Here is a 16959-nt window from a genome sequence, read left to right on the forward strand (position 1 = left end):
GAGAGCAGGGACACGAAGCTGTGGCGGAGCTCGCGAGGCGTCCACTCTTCAGGGTTCAAGGTCGTGCCCTTGAGCACCAGGCGGAATGGGAAGCAGACCAGTGAGCAAGACGAGTGATCTGCCCCGCCACTCTGTGAGCGTCACCGGAGTGGTAGTCAACGACGCCGGATGCGTCCTGGCGATCAAGCGAGCTGATGACGGCCGATGGGTGCCGCCCGGGGGTGTCCTGGAGCTAGACGAGACGCCCTACGAAGGGGTCGTCCGCGAGGTATACGAAGAGACCGGCGTCAAGGTAGCCCCAGATCACCTAGTCGGCGTGTACAAGAACATGAAGCTAGGCGTCGTGACCCTGGCGATCCGATGCCGGGTAGTCGAGGGGACTGCCCACACGTCTGACGAAGCGTCATCGGTTCGCTGGCTCACTCTGCAGGAGGTCTCAGCGCTCATGCCCGAGGCCCGAGCTGTTCGAGTAACCGACGCCATGCGCCACGACGGGCCTTTCGTACGGGTGCATGACGGAACCTCAGTCATACCCGGATGATCTAGCCTCCCAGCGCTGTTACGGATTCGCTTACGTCTTCAAGCCGCCTTCGGCGGGGAGCGGTGGGAGGGGGAGGGAAGGAACCGCGGGGAGGGTGCGCGAGGGGGCGGCAGGCTCGACGATCCGAAACAGAAGGCGGGCCACCAAGAGGAGGACCCGCCGGGGAAGGGATCGGCAGAGGAGAGGGGCTGTTTCCCGAGCTGTCTTCCAGTGACACCGTGAGGGGGTCGAACGACGGTGGGAGGCACAGCGCAGCCAGAAGCCATCACGGCCCGCACTCTCGGAGGGGAAGGCACGCGGACACAGATTGTGTCTACCGCTGGGCCGCGCGCCCGCCCCGCCGGCGGGCTGCGGCTCTCCGGCCGGTCCCGCCGGCAGGCGGCGCGCACCCTGCGCCGACAAGCGGCGCGGGTGTTCAACCGATGGCGGCAAAGCGGCCATGTGCGAAAAGTGATCTCTCTCCCCAAGAGGTGAACGGGGTCGTTGGCCACGAGCGGCACCACCAGAGCCGAAGAACCCGGAACCCACGTGGGCGACGCTGGCAGGCGAGAAAGAGGAAGAGAGAGGCAGGGAGGGGACAGAGCGGAAGGTGTAGGAGACAGGACCTTGGGGCGCTGCCCCAAACCCCGGCCCTCCTCAGAGATGAGAGTTACGTGCACAGGGTGCACGTCCGACGGTGGTTCACCTCCTCGCCGGTCACCACAAGGGATGCCAGACAAGCCGCCCGTAGGCAAGCCGTCCCGTGCACGTAGGGCAACCAGTGCAGGAGGAAGGTCGCCGGGCACATGGAACACGCGAAGGACGACTTGCCTACGGGCGTCCGGTCCGGCATGGCTGCGCCTGCCCGACGAGGAGATGAACCACCTAGCTAGGCGATCGCCTAGGTTTCCACCTAGGTTCCCGCCTAGGTTCCCGCGTAGGTGCTCCCCACTACCCTCGCGAAGTTGGCGAGCTAATCTTCCGCGAAGTTCCCCGGGATGTTATCTACGAAGAGTCCTGCGATGTTTTCTACGAAGAGTCTTACGAAGAGTCCTGCGATGTTTTCTACGAAGAGTCCTACGAAGTTTTCGACGAGAAGTCTTACGAAGAGTCCTACGAAGTTTTCGACGAGGAGTCTCGTCTAATTTTTTGGTCGCAGTCTCTGGGATTAGCGCAGATAGCTAATTCTCTATCTAGTGCGACCGTGTTTCCGCAGGTCAGGGACTTGATTAAACTGCGGGACCGGCGATCCAGGTGTTCGTTTGCGCCGTGCTCGACTTTACCCCTAAAATGCGATCACCGCTCGGGTGTCCTCGAAAACAGTCCCAAGCGGTGATCCCATCCACGTCCCCCTTAGGAGACAGAGCCAAATGATACCACCCGAGAGTCAATCGCTCGTTGCCGCAGCGATCGTCGCGGCTATGGTCGTAGTCCTCGTCGTCGCAGGTCGGCAGGCAGACGAGATTCAACAGATGGTGAGTGCTCTTACGGCAGTACTCGCTGTCTACGTAGTCCGCCAGAGCTCCAGCGCTCGCAGGCCGGGCCAGAAGTAGCAAGGCCCGGCGTAAGCCTCATTCGGGCTGGATGATCAGCGGAAGCCCCGAAGATTGTCCAGCCCGCCTCTCTTCAGGTGATAGACAACTGGCGCAGTATGTCGAGCGATCGTGCGCGTGACTAACTGCGTGACAACCTCTGCGGACGTTCGTGGACGTCCCTGGACGTTGGTGGACAGTTCTCGCAGGTGAAGCGGCCCTTTGGCAAGCTTGACCGTGGGTGGCGATTACCTGATAAGGAAGAGGTCCCAGGTTCAAGTCCTGGTAGCCCCACCACGAAGTACCAGCTCAGAGGCCAGTTCCCAAGATCCGGGATCTGGCCTTTTGATCGTTTGACCGTCATCTGGCCGTCGCTGTCGCCGCCAGCGCTGGGCACTGGTGAGTTCAAGTGAGTTTCTGGGGTGCTGTGATCGCGGTTGAGCCCGGCGACGACCAGCGTAAACCCCGACAGTAACGACCGATGATCAAGAGCGCGGAGGAGTCCTTCGTCGGCTTGCGGCTGTTAGCCGTGGCCGTCCGGGCGGTCGGCGGCGTCGAACATATCGCAGTTGTGCTGGATCAGGGCCATGTGCTGCTCAGCCCAGGCTCGCAGACTTCGCAGCGGCGCGACGAGCGTGGTGCCCAGGCCGGTCAGACGGTAGTACACCCGTGGAGGCTTGCTCGCCTCGACACGACGAGCGACAAGTCCGTCTCGTTCCAGCGCCCTGAGGGTCTGCGCCAGCATCTTCTGTGACACGCCGGTCATCTCGCGCTTCAACTCGGTGAACCGCAGCTCGCCCTCGGCGGCGGCAAGCGACAGCACCGCCATGGTCGTCCATCGCGACCCCACCCGGTCGAGCAGGAGCCTTGTCGGGCACAGAGGATCGAACAAGTTCCCCTGCCGTGAGGCGGTTACCACGAGGTCACCTGGTGTCGGAAAAGTGCCTTCTTCCCTGTTCATTGAAGGTCTTCTACGGTTACCACGTTCCTAAGCGTAACCAAGGAGGGCACCTGTGCGCCAGATGACTCTTTCTCCCCACCTTCCCGGCGCGACCGTGCACCGGATATCGATCGACGGGGTCGAACTCGCCGTGGAGACTCTCGGGCAGGGGCCGGCTGTGCTGCTGCTGCACGGCTTCCCGCACACCCGCGCGATCTGGCGCGATGTCGCACCCCGGCTGGCCGCCGCAGGTTTCCGGGCCCTCGCGCCGGACCTGCACGGGCTGGGCGACAGCACACCCGCCGTCCGCGGCTACCAGGCATCCGCGATCGCCACGGACCTGCTCCGAATGTTGGACGTCCTCGGTGACCGCGAGGCACACGTCGTTGGCACCGATCTAGGTGTCACTCCGGCATTCGCCCTGGCAGCATCGTCGCCCGAGCGTGTAACCAGCCTGACCCTGTCCGAAGGGTTGATCGGACTTCTGCCCGGCGCCGAGGCCTTCCTACGGCAGGGGCCGCCGTGGTGGTTCGGCTTCCACCAGGCGCCCGGTGGTCTGGCCGAGGACGTCCTGGAGAACTCGGCGGAGCGCTACGTCCGCTTCTTCCTCTCCGCCGGCAGTCGCCGAGGTCTGCCAGCAGACCTTACACGGGTGATCGTCGAGGCATATCGCGGCAAAACGAGTCTCGGCAATGCCTTCGACCACTACCGCGCAATGCCGGCCACTGCGGAATGGATCGGGAATTGGGCGCAGGACCAGCGACTGACGACGCCGACCCTCGCCATCGGCGGTGGCGTGATCGGCGCGGCCACCGCCCGCCAGCTCGAACCGATCACCGGCCGCCTCACCCAGCACCTGCTTGAGGACTGCGGTCACATCACCCCGATCGACCAGCCGGACGCCTTCGCCGACCTTCTCATCGAGCACGCCCGGGCCGTCTGAGCGTATGTCCTCGGGTCGGCGCTCGGCCTGCTGGCGGCTCTTTCCGCCGCCGACGAGCCGATGCCCGCCGCGGCGTTGCTGTTCTCGCCGTGGGTTGACCTCACGCTCAGCGGCGATTCGATGACGGTCAGAGCCGAGGCGGACTTCATCGTGAACCGCACCGCCCTCGAACGCCGCGTGCGTGACTACCTCGGCGACGCAACCGCGGCAGAACAGCACAGCCCGCTGTTCGCGGGCCTGCACGGTCTGCCGCCCACGTTGATCCAGGTCGGCCGAATCACCAAGACGATCACGCAGAGAAGAAGCATGACGGTCGCGTCCTGAGCCGTTCACTGCGGAGCTGGACGACAGGCTCCGCCTCGTCCGTCCAGCTCCGCCGGCAGCGCGTATCAGATCACGACCTTTTCTTCGGTGACCATGACCACCACCGAATCCAAATCGATGAACTTGCTTTCGTCCGGGTTCAGCAGCTCTTTGTAATTCTTCGATCCGAAGAAGGCGTCATGGTCCGCCCAGGTTTCGAACCATATCTCAGTGAGGCCGTCGTAGCCGGGGCTCGGGTAGCCGTCGGCGGGAACCGGGTGAGAGACGGTGTACTTCTTCACGTACCGTCGCGCCTCGGGGATGGAGGCGAACAATGGGGCGTGGTGGTTTCGGTGATAATCAACGAATTCCTCGAGGGTCATCCCCCCGACACGGTTGATCATGTAAGCGAACTTGATCATGATTTGCTTCCTTCGTCCTCGCGGCACGGGGGAGGCGACCGCCTGCCCCGGCGTCGGGTTGCGAGCTACGGGGTTACGCTAAACGCTCACATCGATGTCATGGGCAAGGCATTGTGACCCAATGCACACGAGGAGTTGAGATGCGGATCGGTGAGCTGTCCGCCCGGACGGGAGCAAGCCGTCGATCGCTGCGCTATTACGAGCAGCAGGGCCTGCTGGTCAGCACGAGATCGCCCAGTGGCCAGCGGTGCTACAACGACGATCACGTCCAGCGGGTGGCGCTGATTCAGACATTCCTAGCCGCCGGCATGTCCAGCATGAGCATCGCTCAGATGGTCCCCTGCATGTCGGAGCCCACCAAGGCCAAGGCCCTGCAGGCCTTGGCCGTCATGAATCATGAGCGAACCCGCCTTACATCGACGATCGACAGCCTCACCGCCGCCAGGGAAGCGCTTGATCACCTGATCGAGGTCAACCGGTCCTTCCTGGCGAATGCGACGGATGCTGGTGAGTGACGGTGGGCGGTAGCGGTGACGTGGCCTTCAGGAAGCCGGTCGATCCGTCCCGTCGAGGATCAGGCACCCTTTCCGTGATCGGACCCGGCTGAGCTGATCACGGTTCAGACGTTCCAACCGTAGGTCACCTCCCGGCGGCGACGATCTGCGGCGTGTTGATCAGTGAGATGGTCGCGGTCTTGTTCCCCCACTTGGCCCGTGTGTGCATTGACCAGGTGTTCGGTGCGGGAACGATGGTGCGGATCCGGGCCGGAACCGGCACCATGGAGGCCGCGTGCCCGGACTGCGGAATTCGGTCGCGGCGCAGGCACAGTCACTATGAACGGCGGTTGTCCGACACCGCAGTTGGTGGCCAGGAACTGCTCATCCACCTGCGGGTAAACCGATTCTCCTGCCGCAATGCCACCTGTGCGAGGGCGACGTTCGCCGAGCAAATGCCGTCAGGCGCGTTCCTCGCGCCCATGCCGAACGAGCTTCCATCGAGGCGGGGGGCAGCAAGTCGGGTCGGCCAGTGCCCAGCGGTGGCGGGAGTAGGGGACGCGGCCCTTGAGCCGGCGGTCGACCGGAACGTCGAGCGCCGTTGTTGACTGCGGGGGCCGTCGCCGGCCTGTGGCGGTACTGCCTCGATCTGCTCGACGCCGCCGCGGTTACGGGAACCTCCGCTCGCGCAGCCGCTCAGGTTTCAGGGTTCGCGAGCGGTGGCCGGAGTGACGGGGTGACCGGCGCACCAGACGGCGCGGATGTCGCGGGTGGCCGTGATGTCCCGGGTCGGGTCGCCGTTGACCAGCAACAGGTCGGCCCGCATGCCCGGCCGGACGGCGCCCCGGTCGGCCAGGCCGAAGGCGCGGGCGGGCAGCACGGTCGCCGAGCGCAGGATCTCCACCGGCGTCATTCCGGCCCGCGCCATCAGCTCGAACTCGTGATGCAGGCTCTCGCCGTGGGGCACGGGCAGCGGCGCGGACGGCTCGGCGTTCGCGTCCGTCCCGGCGAGGATCTCAACACCGGCTCGGTGTAGACGGCCGACGTCGCCCAGCACCTCCCCCAGGTGGTCGGCCCGCCCAGGCGGCGGGCCGGAGGTCATGAAGGCGGTGAGCAACGCCTCCATCATGGTGATCGTCGGGATGGACCTCTGGCCGGCGCTCCTCATCGCGGCCACGTCGTGCGTCCGGACCCCGCCGGCGATCGGCGTGTGCGTGACGAACTCCGCTCCCGACTCTACGGCCATCGTGTAGGCGCCCTGAGTGGCGGCGTGCACGATCGTCTTGAGCCCGTACTCGCGCGCCGCCTCCACCAGCGCGCGCAGCGCGTCAGCGGGCGGCCCGCCCTCGCCGGGGGCCTCGGCGACGCCCTTGATGTAGTCGACGCCCTCCGCCGCCCGCGCCTCGACGTGCCGCCGGGCATCGGCTGCCGTCAGGATGACGGCTTCCGGCGGCATTCCCGGCATACGGGCATGGTGGCCGCCCGGCCCGATCGCGGGCAGTCCGGCAGTACGGAAGTCGGCCGCTCCCCCGGTCTCGCGCAGCGAGGCCACCCGCTCGGCCGGCCAGCAGGCCATGTCGAGTCCGGTCGTCACTCCCCAGGCGGCCAGGGCGGCCAGGTTTCCGGGGGCGTGCAGGTGGACATGTGCGTCGATCAGCCCGGGCAGCAGCGCCGCCCCCGCCGCGTCGATCTCCTCCGCGCCTGCGGGATCGTCGCCGATCAGCGCACCGTCGATGACGACGGTACGGGGCTCGCCGAGCCGTTTGCCGTCGAAGACCCGCACATTGCGTAAGGCTGTCCTGCCGTCAGTGGACATGGGCCACCCACCTCAAATAAGGAACAATTTTGTTCACTAATTGAGGCTAGCACGGCGAAGTGCGTGATATATCGGTCCTCATGAGTCCCACCCGCCGCCGCGGAGACGCCCTCACCACCGCGATCTTCCAGGCCGTCCTGAGCGAACTGGCCGTGAGCAGCTTCGAGGAGCTGACGTTCGACAAGATCGCCTCCGCGGCCGGGACAGGGAAAGCGGCCTTGTACCGGCGCTGGTCCACCCCGGCCGAACTCGTCCTCGCCGCGCTGAGCGACTCCGCCACCGGCTTCGGCGACCCGCCGGCGCCGCCCGGCACGGGCGCACTGCGCGATGACCTGATCGCCCTGCTCGAGCACTTCGTACGGGCGCTCGATCAGCCGCGCGGCCGCGCGCTGCTCCCGCTCATCGCCCACCGCCACCGCCATCCCGAGCTGTTCGAGCAGGTCCACCGGCTGGTGATCCGCCCGCACCAGGAAGTACTGCTGTCCGTCCTGCGCCAGGCGGTCGAACGCGGCGAAGCCGCACCCGGCAGCCTCACCCCGCGCATTGTCTCGGTCGGGCCACGCCTGATCCTCCTCCAAGCATGGGAGGGCGGTCTCGTGGACTCCGGCGAGATCGCCTCCATCGTCGATGAGGTGCTCATTCCGCTGACCAGGCCATGACCCCCTGGCCGACATCCCACAGGGCGGCAGTGCGAGACGAAAGGTGCACGTTGTGAGTGGATCACCGGTCTTCTTGAGTCCTTCCGGATGGAACAGGCAGGGACCCCGGATAGGAGGACGCGTCACCAAGGAGCAGTCGACTACGAAGGCGTGGGGACCTCTGTCCTGCCACCAGCGGCAACACGCACTCGGTTGTCGACAGCGAGGAAATCCTGATGGCCCCACCCCGCCATCTGCCTACGGTGCGTCTTATGACGTTGTCGGCGCCTGAATCCGCTGACGCCCCCTGCTGAGCTCCTTCCGGGAGAACACACCGAGCTTCGGGTAGGCCTTGTTCAGGTGGTAGCCCACGCTGCGGGGGCTGAGGAACAGCCGCGCCGCGATCTCCTTGTTGGACAGGCCCTGCGCGGCCAGCCCGGCGATCTGACAGCGGTGACCTGGGCCCGTCCGGGCCCGTCATCCCCCATGACGGAGCGGATTCGGGGAAGGTAACAACATGTTCGAGACTGGCTCGACGGACCCGGTGGCCAAGGCGTTCGAGTCCCAGCGCGACCGGCTGCGCGCGGTCGCCTACCGCGTGCTCGGGTCGCATGCCGACGCCGAGGACGTGGTCCAGGAAGCCTGGCTGCGACTCTCCCGCCAGGACACGGGAACCATCGAAAACCTCGCCGGCTGGCTCACCACAGTGGTCGGCAGGATCAGCCTTGACCTCTTGCGTTCGCGCCAGGCCCACCCCGAGGCGTCCTACGACCACCGTCTGCCCGACCTCGTGGTGACGCTCGACGACGCTCCCGCCCCGGACGACGACGCGGTGCTCGCCGACTCGGTCGGGCTCGCGCTCATCGTCGTCCTCGATTCGCTCCGGCCGAGCGAGCGACTGGCGTTCGTGCTGCACGACCTGTTCGCGGTGCCGTTCGACGAGATCGGCCGCATCCTCGGCAAGTCCACCGACGCCACCAAGATGCTCGCCAGCCGCGCCCGCAGGAAGGTCCAGGCGACCGAGCGGCCGACCGGCGCAGGCCGGGAACAGCGGACCCCGCTCTCGGTCCTCGCGTTCACCATCACCGATGGCCGGATCACCGCCATCACGGCCGTGGTCGCCCCGGCCAAGCTCGCGCAGTTGAACCTGCCGGACCCGGCGTGAGCGGCCCCGTCACGCCGCCTGCTCGTCACCTTCCCCGTGGGGCCCAGGCTCATGATCCCTATGGAGATGCAATTGAGCGCGGCCTGCTCATCGGGGAAGTGGCCGCGGGCCTTGGCCGCCCGGCGGATGCGGGCATGGACCGACTCGATCGGTTCGTCGAGCAGACCATCAAGATCAAACGCAGGTCGGGTCACACCATCTCGCGGTGAAAGCGGTCCAGCAAGGCGAGTTCCTCGGCCGACAGGCGCAGCGCGCCCGTGGCCACGTTCGCGGCCACGTGGTCGGGATCGCTGGTGCCGGGTATGGCCAGAACGTGCGGCCCTTGGTGCAAGGTCCACGCGAGCCGGATCTGCGCCGCGCTCGCCCCGTGTGACCGCGCGACGGCCAGGATCTCCTTGCTGTAGGAGCCCTGTGCACCCCTTGTGCGCCCGGTGGCGGCGATCGAGTAGAACGGCACGAAGGCGATCCCCTGCTCCCCGCAGACGCGGACGAACCCCTCCTGGTCGGGGCGGACTCCGAGACCGTACATATTCTGCACACAGACCACCGGGGCGATGGCTTGGGCCTCGGCAAGGTGGCCGGGGGTGACGTTGGACAGGCCTAGATGCCGGATAAGTCCGGACTGGCGGAGCTCGGCCAGCACGCCGAACCGCTCAGCGATCGAGTCAGTGCCCACGATGCGCAGATTGACCAGGTCCAGGTGGTCGCGGCCGAGCTGACGCAGGTTCTCCTCGACCTGTCCGCGCAGCTCGCCGGCGGTGGCGTGAGGGAGCCAGTGGCCCGCCGGGTTGCGGCCCGGCCCGACCTTGGTGGCGATGACCAGGCCGTCCGGGTAGGGGGAGAGGGCCCGGTTGATCAGCTCGTTGGCCGAACGCGAGGGAGAGAAGTAGAACGCGGCGGTGTCGATGTGATTCACGCCCAGCTCAACCGCGCGGCGCAACACGGCGATCGCCCGGTCGCGGTCGAGCGGTACCGCGTCTGGCGCCAGCGCCTCGCCATGTTGTGGGAGTCGCATCGCGCCGAAGCCGATGCGGTTGATGTCAAGGTCGCCGAGTCTCCAGGTGCCCGCTGCCGCCGCTGTGATCGTCATGGCGGGAATGATGGGCACATCGTAGAGTGATCGCCATTGATTCAGACATAGGTGAATGGTCATGGCGGAGCTGCGGTTTTCGGTGGGCGACCTGGCACAGACGCGCTTCGCCGTCTCGCCCATGTGGGAGGTCGGGACCAGTTTCCGGCTCCTGGCCTCCGGCAGCGCCCATCCGGTGCATCGTTCCTGGATCGAGCAGGTACGGCCGCGGTTGGCGGCGGCCGGGCTGGAGACGGGCTGGCTCGCCGAGGTGGTCGGGCCCGCCGGGTACGTCCCCGACTTCCTCAACCCGGCGCCGACCGAGCCGGCCCCCACTCTGGCGGCCGAGCTGGTCCGCGTCCTGGCCACTCCCGCCGCCGAGGTCCGCCGCGATCTCGACCGCCTAGCCGGCGAGCGCGGTCTCGGCCCTCGGCTGCGCGCCCTGCGCGCCGAACCGCAGTCCCGCCTGCCGCGGCTGACGGAAGAGATCCATACTTACTGGGAGCTGGCCCTGGCTCCCTACTGGGTACGGATCCGAGCCGTGCTCGACGCCGAGGTGTTCCACCGCGCCCGCCAGGTCGCCGAGTACGGCGTGCCCACGTTCTCAACGACCTGCACACCTCGGTGAGGTGGGACGAGGACACGTTGCGGCTACTGCTGCGCCGCGCGCTGACCCGCGAGACGGCAGACGGAGGGCTCTTGCTGATCCCCTCGGCCTTCACCGGGCCGGGCCTGTTCACCCGGGTCACGCCGCCGGATCCGCCACAGCTGGCCTATCCGGCACGCGGCATCGGTGCGCTATGGGAGCCCCGCCCCACTGCCGGGACCGACGCCCTGACCGCCGTACTCGGCCGCTCGCGAACCCGGCTACTGAACGAGCTGGACGCACCCGCCTCCACCACCGAGCTGGCCGAGCGCACCGGGCTCTCTCCCGCAGGAGTGTCTCAGTACCTCACCGCGATGCGCGACGCGGGCCTGGTCAGCGCTCATCGGGCCGGCCGCTCAGTGCTCTACGCCCGCACCGCCGCTGCCGAAACTCTCCTCGCGGCACCTGGCGGCCGGCCACCGACACAGCTCCATGATCGCGTGAGGCTCGAAGACGGTCCCTGAGCGGGCGTTTGATCCTCATGGCGAAACATGCCATTTCTGCGGCGCCTCTACATCCGCGGAGCAGAGGTACCAGAACAGGCATGTGTCGCCCCTGTCGAATCAGACTCGCACGGGGCGGGTTATGTGCATGTTCTTCTGTTTGATTCAAAAACGCCCGCCTATTACATCGGCCGCCCACCCGAGCAAGACCTGCGCACCATCATGAACGCGATCCTGTACGTAGCCGCACCGGCCTCCCCTGGCGCTACCTCGCACACGACCACCCGCCGTGAGCCACCGTCTGACTGGTACTTCGCCGCCTGGCGCGATGCGGCCATATTCACCCGGCTGTCGGGCCTGCTGCACCGCCTCGTCGCGCCGTCCGTCACCAGCGGGCACCGACGGATCTAGAGGTCGATGACGACCTTGCCGTGCACGTGCCGGCCGGCCTGGAGTTCGGCCGCGCGGCGGATCTGCTCGACCGGGAAGCTCGCCGCGATAGGCACCCGGAGTCGGCCCGCCGCGACCAGGCGGGCGATCTCTTCCAGGGCGCCGGGGGCGGCGTTCGCGCCGTTGGCCGTCGGCACGCCGTCGACTTGCGCGGCGATGGTGCAGATGCGGCCGTCTGAGACGCCGAGTTCCCTTGCGGCGTGCACTGTCTCCGTCCCGTGCAGGTCGATGGCGGCGGTGACACCGCCGGGAGCGAGGGCTCGGACCCGGTCGGCCAGGCCGTCGCCGTAGGCGACCGGCTCGGCTCCGAGATCGCGCAGGAAATCGGATGATGTCGCCGATCCCGTCCCGATCACGCGCGCTCCTGCGATCCGGGCCAGCTGGACGGCGAACACCCCGACCCCGCCCGCCGCGCCGCCGATCAGCACTGTGTCGTCCGGGCCGGGGTCGACCACGGCGAGGGCGGCGGATGCCGTGCGGCCGGCGATCGTGAGGGTGGCGGCGGTGCGGTCGTCGACGCCGTCGGGAGTGTGATGGGCCTCGTTCGCCGCGATCCCCCCGGCCGGGTCGATCACCACGAAGTCGGCGACCGCGCGGGACAGGGCGCCCCCGAACACCCGGTCGCCGGGCGCGAAGCCGGTCACCCCGTCACCGACCTGGTCGACCAGTCCCGCGTAGTCGGTCCCGAACCCGGCCGGGAGGCTCAAGCCGAACCGGGCGGCGGTGTCCGCGTCGGCGGTCATGATCCAGTCCATCGGGTTCAGACCGGCCGCGGTGACCCGTACGCGGATCTGTCCCGGGCCGGCCTGCGGAGCGGGAACCTCACGGACGTCCAGGACTTCGGGGCCGCCGAATGAATCGAGCCGGACCGCCCTGCTCCTGCCCGTCGGCGGTTGATCGCTCTGTTCCTGCATGTACGCCTGTCTCCTTGGGGACCGAGGGAACGCCTTGAAACGGACTATGCTCCGTTTCGATGGATGACCCTAACACAACCGGAGCGTGATCCGTTTTGACTGAGGCGGAGATGCGCGCGCCACGGGCGGACGCAGCCCGTAACCGCGACCAGTTGCTCGCGGTGGCGACCCGCGTGTTCATGTCGGCTGACGCCGAGCCGTCGATGCGTGCGATCGCCCGCGAGGCCGGAGTCGGCATCGCCACGCTCTACCGGCACTTCCCGACCCGCGAGTCGCTGGTCGATGCGGTCTACCGGGACCAGGTCGTGCGGCTGACGACCGGCGCCCGCGAGCTGCTCGGCCGGCTGCCCCCGGCTGCGGCGATGCGGCGCTGGATGGACTTGTTCGGGGACTGGATCGCGACCAAGAACGGCATGCTCGACACGCTGCTTGCGATGATCGAGTCGGGCGAGATCGCCCATGCACAGACCCGGAGCGAGCTACTGGCGGCCATCACCACGATTCTCGACGCCGGTCGCGCGGCGGGCGACCTCCGCTCCGACGTCACCGCCGAAGACATCGCCGCCTCCCTCATCGGCATCTTCACCGTGGCCCCCCGGCGCGAACATGAAGCCAAGGCCGGTCGCCTGCTGAACCTCCTGATGGACGGCCTCCGGCCCGCCGCCCGGCCGGCCTGAGCCCGGATCGAGGCGGCTAGTGCACGGTCTCACGAAGCGGCCGCGCAGTATCGACCGTCGGCGGAGTTAGAACCGGAACCGGACGATGCGGGTGGACCGCTTCATGCCCGGCAGCAGGTTCATGAGGCGGTACATGCGGCGTACGTTCGCGGGCGCCTTGGCCATCAGCACCGGTGAGTCGTTCATCGGCGCCTCGTCGACGTATTCCAGCCGCGGGTGCCAACCGGCCAGCGCGGCCGGGTCGTTGAAGCCGCAATGGAACTGGGCGCCGTATCTGCGCAGCGAGGGGTCCCATCTCGAAGTGCGCCACGCCCAGACGGGCACCGTGTCGAACTGTGCCTGGCCGGAGGGGAAGGCGTCGACGACGCTGGTCAGCAGCCGCCGGACGTCGGTCTCGATCAGGTAGGGCACCAGCCCCTCTGCGATCATCAGCACCGGTCGGCCACGGGGGATGCGTGCCAGCCAGGTCAGGTCGGTGACGCTGGAGCCGATCAGGGTGTAGTGCTCTCGCGGCGGCAGGAATCGTCGCCGCAGTTCGACGACGGGAGGATAGTCCAGGTCGTACCAGTCGACGGTGGCGGGCGGGGCGATCCGGTACACCCGGGCGTCGAGGCCGCAGCCCAGGTGCAGCACCACCGCGTCGGGGTGATCGGCGAGGAAGCTTCGGGCCCAGTCGTCGTGGGCCTTGGCGCGCACCACGGCGGCGAGGCCCATCTGGCTGGTGCCGAATCTGCGCTTGTCGTAGTCCGGGTCGAGGCGGCGCATCACCCGCTCCGCGTATTCGTCGCCGAGGATCGGGTCCGGCAGCCGGTTGTCCAGTGCCTTGGCCCTGAGGACGGGGCTGAGGGTCTTCTGCACTCCGACGAGTTCGGTGTCCTTCACGACAGCGACACTACTCTTATTTCACGAATTTCGTGAAGTTACTGAATGACTTAAACTGTTCAGGCCACGAAGAGGAAGGGAGCGTCGGTGACGCGAGCGGACGAGGGCGCAGTCGCCGTCTTCCAGGAACGGTTCGCGCAGATCATGGTCGAATCCGGCATGCCCCGGATGGCCTCGCGCGTGTACGCCGCGCTGCTGGTCACCGACTCCGGCGAGTTGTCGGCCGCCGAACTCGCGGAGCGACTGGGCGTGGGCGCGTCGGCGATCTCGGGAGCGGTCAAGTACCTGGTGCAGGTGCGACTGGTCGAACGCGGCCGCGAACCCGGTACCCGGCACGACTTCTGCCGGATCCACGAGCACACCTGGAGCCACTTCGTCAGCCAGTCCGACCCGGTGCTGGTCCGGGTGCAGGACGGCGCCGACGAGGGCGTCGCGCTCCTGGGTCTCGACTCCCCCGCCGGGCAGCGGATGGACGAGACCCGCCGGTTCTTCGCGTTCCTACGCGAGGAGATCAAGCAGTCGATGGCGAAGTGGCGGCGGCTCCAGATGGCCGAACGCGAGAGCGACCAGACGGTCAGCACGATCTCGCCGAGGTAGCCGCCGGCCTCCAGCAGGTGGGCCTCGGCGGCAGCCGGCGCGCGATCACCGGTTTGGCCCGGCCTCGGCCCTGGGGCTGAAGCGGGGAGAACCTCCTGGATCGTGACGATCGTGGTCTTGCCGGTCTTGCTCGCGGCTTTCCTGCTCGGGCTGCTCGCCGCCGTCGAACACGGCCGGGACAACGATCTGGTCGACGTTGCGGAGTTCACCCATCGGCCGATGCTGCGGACAGTCGCGCGGATGCGTTCAAGCTTTCGTTGCGATCGGGTCGGTGACACGTATCCACGAGCGCGTCTTGCCCGGTGGAGATGACCCCGGTTCCTATCGTCTGCCCTGAAGTGATCACTGGTGCTGCCGCCCATGCGGTGGGCGTTGACATATTGCGGGGAGCAAGCATGCGACTCAGGCCGCTCGCGTTGATGTCGGGTATCGCGCTCGGGTTGGCGGTGCTCACCAGTCCGGCCGCCGATGCCGCGGACACGACGGTGACCTTCACGGTCACCTCGGGTGCGTTGACGATCACCGCGCCCGCCGGTCCGGTGAGCCTCGGTAGCGCGCCCGCGGGCGGCACCGTCAGCGGACCGATCGGCACGGTCACGGTGACCGACGCCCGGGGCGGTGTGCCCACCTCGGACTGGACCGCGCGGGTGTCGTCCACGGCCTTCGTCGGCGCGAGCGACACGATCCCGGCCTCCGCGGCGACCTATACGCCGGGCCCCGGCACGTTGCTCGTAGGCAACGGCGCCTTGACGCCTGGCCCGGGCGGGACCCTGGATGTGCAGCGGGTCGCCATGACTTACACCGGCGGCACGGGCAACAGCCAGGCGTCCTGGCATCCGACCATCTCGGTGACCATTCCGCTGTCGGCGGACCTTGGCGCCTATACCGGGACGGTGACGCACTCTGTTGCCTGATCGAATCATCGGCTGGGCCGCCGGCGTCCTGACGGCCGTGCTGTACGCAGGCGTGACAGGCGCGGCGCTCGTGCTCGATCCCGGCCCTGCCGCCGCGGCCGCCGCTCCGGCAGCGTCCCAGGATCGGGGGGACCCTGGAGTAGGGCTGGGAATCCGGCTGGTCGACGCGCCGGTCGCCCGCCGCACCGACCCCCGCGCGCTCAAGGGAGTGGTCGATCACCTCGATCCCGGCAGCACCATCAGGCGGCGGATCGAGGTGTCCAACACCAGCGGTCACCGGATGCAGGTCTCGCTGTATCCGGCGGCGGCCGACATCCGGGGCCACGCGTTCGTCTTCGCGCCCGATCGCACGCCGAACGAGCTGACGAGCTGGACCACCGTCACGCCCGCGGAGATCGACCTGGCCCCCGGCCAGTCCCGCAGGGCCTGGTTCACCGTCAAGGTGCCGTCCGACGCCTGGAAGGGCGAGCGGTACGGGGTGATCTGGGCGCAGACCACCGCGGAGCCGGACGAGACGCACAACATCGGCCTGGCCAGCCGGGTCGGCGTCCGGATGTACCTCGACATCGGCCCGGGCGGTGAGCCGCCGTCCGACATGAGCATCGACCGGCTCACTCCAGAGCGGGACGCCGCCGGTCGCCCGGTCCTGGCCGCGCAGGTGCACAACACCGGCGGCCGGGCCCTGGACCTGTCCGGCTCACTGTCGCTGTCGAACGGGCCGGGCGGGCTGCGCGCCGGACCGTACCCCGCGCAGTTGGGTGTCACGCTGCGTCCGGGCGAGGCCGGGCGGCTGGCCGTCGTCATGGACGCCCGGCTGCCTGAGGGACCCTGGAAGGCCGACCTGGTCGTCCGAAGCGGCCTGGTGAAACGCGAGGTGTCCGCGACCGTCGTCTTCCCCAAGGCCGGAGCGGGCAAGCCCGTCACCCTGTCCAGTACGTCGCGGCTGATCCTCCCCGCGGTCGTCGTCGCATCGGCTCTCGCGGCCGCCGGTCTTGTGGCCTGGCGTCGCCGAGCCCGCTCCCAGCCCCGAATCCCACGAAGGGCATAAATGCATAGACGCACCCAACCCCTCGTCACCGCGGCCGTCCTGGCCGTCACCGCCCTCCCCATCCCCTCGGCGTCCGCGGCTCCCTCGCCGGCCACCTACGTGCTGGCCAGGGAGGGGGTGCTGACCGTCACCGCTCCCGCCGCGATGTCGCTGGGCAGCGGACCGCCTGGGAGCCAGCGCAGCGCGCAGATGGGGACGGTGACGGTGACCGACCACCGCGATCCCGGCGCCGGGGCATGGACGGCCACCGTCTCCTCGACCGACTACACCCGCACCACTACACCGGTGGTCACGATCGGCCGGGCCAACATGAGCTACTGGTCCGGCCCCGCGACCGACACCCAGGGCGGCGGGACCTTCATCCCCGGCCAGCCGACCGCCGCGAGCAGGGTCACCCTCGCCGTCCCACGGACGGCGTTCTCCCACACCGCTATCGCAGGGGTCAACAACGCTAGCTGGACCCCCACCCTCGTCCTGTCGATCCCGTTCTCCGGTGTGGCCGCCGGCACCTACACCGGCGTCATCACCCACTCCGTCGCCTGACCA

The 16959-nt window shown here is 68.1% G+C and carries 23 protein-coding genes and 1 pseudogene; 16 read left to right on the forward strand and 8 right to left on the reverse strand.

The window, feature by feature from the left end:
- Window positions 1-100: 100 nt before the first annotated feature.
- Window positions 101-541, forward strand: coding sequence for an NUDIX hydrolase (locus Msi02_RS39310; protein ID WP_239109195.1), 441 nt, complete (start codon window positions 101-103; stop codon window positions 539-541).
- 2034 nt (window positions 542-2575) lie between these two features.
- Here Msi02_RS39310 and Msi02_RS39315 read toward each other — a convergent pair.
- Window positions 2576-3013, reverse strand: a complete 438-nt coding sequence (locus Msi02_RS39315; protein ID WP_204052830.1) for a winged helix-turn-helix transcriptional regulator — start codon at window positions 3011-3013, stop codon at window positions 2576-2578.
- Window positions 3014-3074: 61 nt separating this feature from the next.
- Between Msi02_RS39315 and Msi02_RS39320 the strand changes: the two genes are divergently transcribed.
- A complete protein-coding gene (locus tag Msi02_RS39320) occupies window positions 3075-3935 on the forward strand; it encodes an alpha/beta fold hydrolase (RefSeq protein ID WP_239109205.1) in 861 nt (286 codons plus the stop codon).
- A gap of 30 nt (window positions 3936-3965) precedes the next feature.
- A complete protein-coding gene (locus Msi02_RS39325) occupies window positions 3966-4259 on the forward strand; it encodes an alpha/beta hydrolase fold domain-containing protein (RefSeq protein WP_275414222.1) in 294 nt (97 codons plus the stop codon).
- Between the two features lie 65 nt (window positions 4260-4324).
- On the opposite strand, the gene Msi02_RS39330 is transcribed toward Msi02_RS39325, so the two are convergent.
- Window positions 4325-4660, reverse strand: a complete 336-nt coding sequence (locus Msi02_RS39330; RefSeq protein WP_204052833.1) for an EthD domain-containing protein — start codon at window positions 4658-4660, stop codon at window positions 4325-4327.
- A 140-nt stretch (window positions 4661-4800) separates the two neighbouring features.
- Between Msi02_RS39330 and Msi02_RS39335 the strand changes: the two genes are divergently transcribed.
- Both Msi02_RS39335 and Msi02_RS44695 read left to right on the forward strand, forming a co-directional pair.
- Complete coding sequence (locus Msi02_RS39335; protein WP_204052834.1) at window positions 4801-5175, forward strand: MerR family transcriptional regulator; 375 nt, start codon at window positions 4801-4803, stop codon at window positions 5173-5175.
- Window positions 5176-5438: 263 nt separating this feature from the next.
- The gene (locus tag Msi02_RS44695; RefSeq protein WP_373308353.1) at window positions 5439-5762 is read left to right on the forward strand and encodes a transposase family protein; all 324 of its coding nucleotides are present in this window, start codon (window positions 5439-5441) and stop codon (window positions 5760-5762) included.
- A gap of 95 nt (window positions 5763-5857) precedes the next feature.
- Here the strand turns inward: Msi02_RS44695 and Msi02_RS39345 are convergent, their stop codons facing one another.
- Window positions 5858-6970, reverse strand: a complete 1113-nt coding sequence (locus Msi02_RS39345) for an amidohydrolase family protein (RefSeq protein ID WP_204052836.1) — start codon at window positions 6968-6970, stop codon at window positions 5858-5860.
- Window positions 6971-7050: 80 nt separating this feature from the next.
- On the opposite strand from Msi02_RS39345, the gene Msi02_RS39350 reads away from it, so the two are divergent.
- On the forward strand, window positions 7051-7629 hold the full coding sequence (locus tag Msi02_RS39350) for a TetR/AcrR family transcriptional regulator (protein WP_204052837.1): 579 nt from the start codon (window positions 7051-7053) through the stop codon (window positions 7627-7629).
- Between the two features lie 249 nt (window positions 7630-7878).
- Here the strand turns inward: Msi02_RS39350 and Msi02_RS39355 are convergent, their stop codons facing one another.
- A complete protein-coding gene (locus Msi02_RS39355; protein WP_204052866.1) occupies window positions 7879-8052 on the reverse strand; it encodes a response regulator transcription factor in 174 nt (57 codons plus the stop codon).
- A gap of 73 nt (window positions 8053-8125) precedes the next feature.
- On the opposite strand from Msi02_RS39355, the gene Msi02_RS39360 reads away from it, so the two are divergent.
- Window positions 8126-8773 (forward strand): sigma-70 family RNA polymerase sigma factor, encoded by a 648-nt coding sequence (locus Msi02_RS39360; protein WP_204052838.1) that lies wholly within the window; start codon window positions 8126-8128, stop codon window positions 8771-8773.
- A gap of 32 nt (window positions 8774-8805) precedes the next feature.
- Here Msi02_RS39360 and Msi02_RS44860 read toward each other — a convergent pair.
- Window positions 8806-8939 (reverse strand): annotated as a pseudogene (locus tag Msi02_RS44860) (transposase); the annotation flags it as partial.
- Between the two features lie 24 nt (window positions 8940-8963).
- Window positions 8964-9863 carry an aldo/keto reductase gene (locus Msi02_RS39365; RefSeq protein WP_204052839.1) on the reverse strand — a complete coding sequence of 300 codons (900 nt, stop codon included), beginning with the start codon at window positions 9861-9863 and terminating at the stop codon, window positions 8964-8966.
- Window positions 9864-9924: 61 nt separating this feature from the next.
- On the opposite strand from Msi02_RS39365, the gene Msi02_RS43710 reads away from it, so the two are divergent.
- The 3 genes from Msi02_RS43710 to Msi02_RS39375 all read left to right on the forward strand — a co-directional run bounded on the left by Msi02_RS43710 (window position 9925) and on the right by Msi02_RS39375 (window position 11342).
- Complete coding sequence (locus Msi02_RS43710) at window positions 9925-10470, forward strand: hypothetical protein (protein WP_239109198.1); 546 nt, start codon at window positions 9925-9927, stop codon at window positions 10468-10470.
- Between the two features lie 17 nt (window positions 10471-10487).
- On the forward strand, window positions 10488-10952 hold the full coding sequence (locus tag Msi02_RS43715; RefSeq protein WP_239109199.1) for an ArsR/SmtB family transcription factor: 465 nt from the start codon (window positions 10488-10490) through the stop codon (window positions 10950-10952).
- 123 nt (window positions 10953-11075) lie between these two features.
- The gene (locus tag Msi02_RS39375; protein WP_204052840.1) at window positions 11076-11342 is read left to right on the forward strand and encodes a hypothetical protein; all 267 of its coding nucleotides are present in this window, start codon (window positions 11076-11078) and stop codon (window positions 11340-11342) included.
- Here the strand turns inward: Msi02_RS39375 and Msi02_RS39380 are convergent.
- Complete coding sequence (locus Msi02_RS39380) at window positions 11339-12295, reverse strand: NADP-dependent oxidoreductase (protein ID WP_204052841.1); 957 nt, start codon at window positions 12293-12295, stop codon at window positions 11339-11341. The two genes, Msi02_RS39375 and Msi02_RS39380, sit on opposite strands and share 4 nt — an antisense overlap.
- A gap of 161 nt (window positions 12296-12456) precedes the next feature.
- Between Msi02_RS39380 and Msi02_RS39385 the strand changes: the two genes are divergently transcribed.
- Window positions 12457-12972: a TetR/AcrR family transcriptional regulator gene (locus Msi02_RS39385; RefSeq protein WP_239109206.1), complete on the forward strand. Its 516-nt coding sequence runs from the start codon at window positions 12457-12459 to the stop codon at window positions 12970-12972.
- A 66-nt stretch (window positions 12973-13038) separates the two neighbouring features.
- Here the strand turns inward: Msi02_RS39385 and Msi02_RS39390 are convergent, their stop codons facing one another.
- Complete coding sequence (locus Msi02_RS39390) at window positions 13039-13854, reverse strand: class I SAM-dependent methyltransferase (protein ID WP_204052843.1); 816 nt, start codon at window positions 13852-13854, stop codon at window positions 13039-13041.
- 87 nt (window positions 13855-13941) lie between these two features.
- Here Msi02_RS39390 and Msi02_RS39395 point away from each other — a divergent pair, with 87 nt between their 5' ends.
- The 5 genes from Msi02_RS39395 to Msi02_RS39415 all read left to right on the forward strand — a co-directional run bounded on the left by Msi02_RS39395 (window position 13942) and on the right by Msi02_RS39415 (window position 16956).
- Window positions 13942-14451: a GbsR/MarR family transcriptional regulator gene (locus tag Msi02_RS39395; protein WP_204052844.1), complete on the forward strand. Its 510-nt coding sequence runs from the start codon at window positions 13942-13944 to the stop codon at window positions 14449-14451.
- Window positions 14452-14553: 102 nt separating this feature from the next.
- Window positions 14554-14763, forward strand: a complete 210-nt coding sequence (locus Msi02_RS39400; RefSeq protein ID WP_204052845.1) for a hypothetical protein — start codon at window positions 14554-14556, stop codon at window positions 14761-14763.
- Between the two features lie 83 nt (window positions 14764-14846).
- Window positions 14847-15365, forward strand: a complete 519-nt coding sequence (locus tag Msi02_RS39405; protein WP_204052846.1) for a hypothetical protein — start codon at window positions 14847-14849, stop codon at window positions 15363-15365.
- On the forward strand, window positions 15358-16413 hold the full coding sequence (locus Msi02_RS39410; RefSeq protein ID WP_239109201.1) for a hypothetical protein: 1056 nt from the start codon (window positions 15358-15360) through the stop codon (window positions 16411-16413). Before Msi02_RS39405 ends, Msi02_RS39410 begins: the two co-directional genes overlap by 8 nt.
- Complete coding sequence (locus Msi02_RS39415) at window positions 16414-16956, forward strand: hypothetical protein (RefSeq protein ID WP_204052847.1); 543 nt, start codon at window positions 16414-16416, stop codon at window positions 16954-16956.
- Window positions 16957-16959 lie beyond the last annotated feature (3 nt).

Source organism: Microbispora siamensis (assembly GCF_016863095.1).
Classification (GTDB): Bacteria; Actinomycetota; Actinomycetes; order Streptosporangiales; family Streptosporangiaceae; genus Microbispora; species Microbispora siamensis.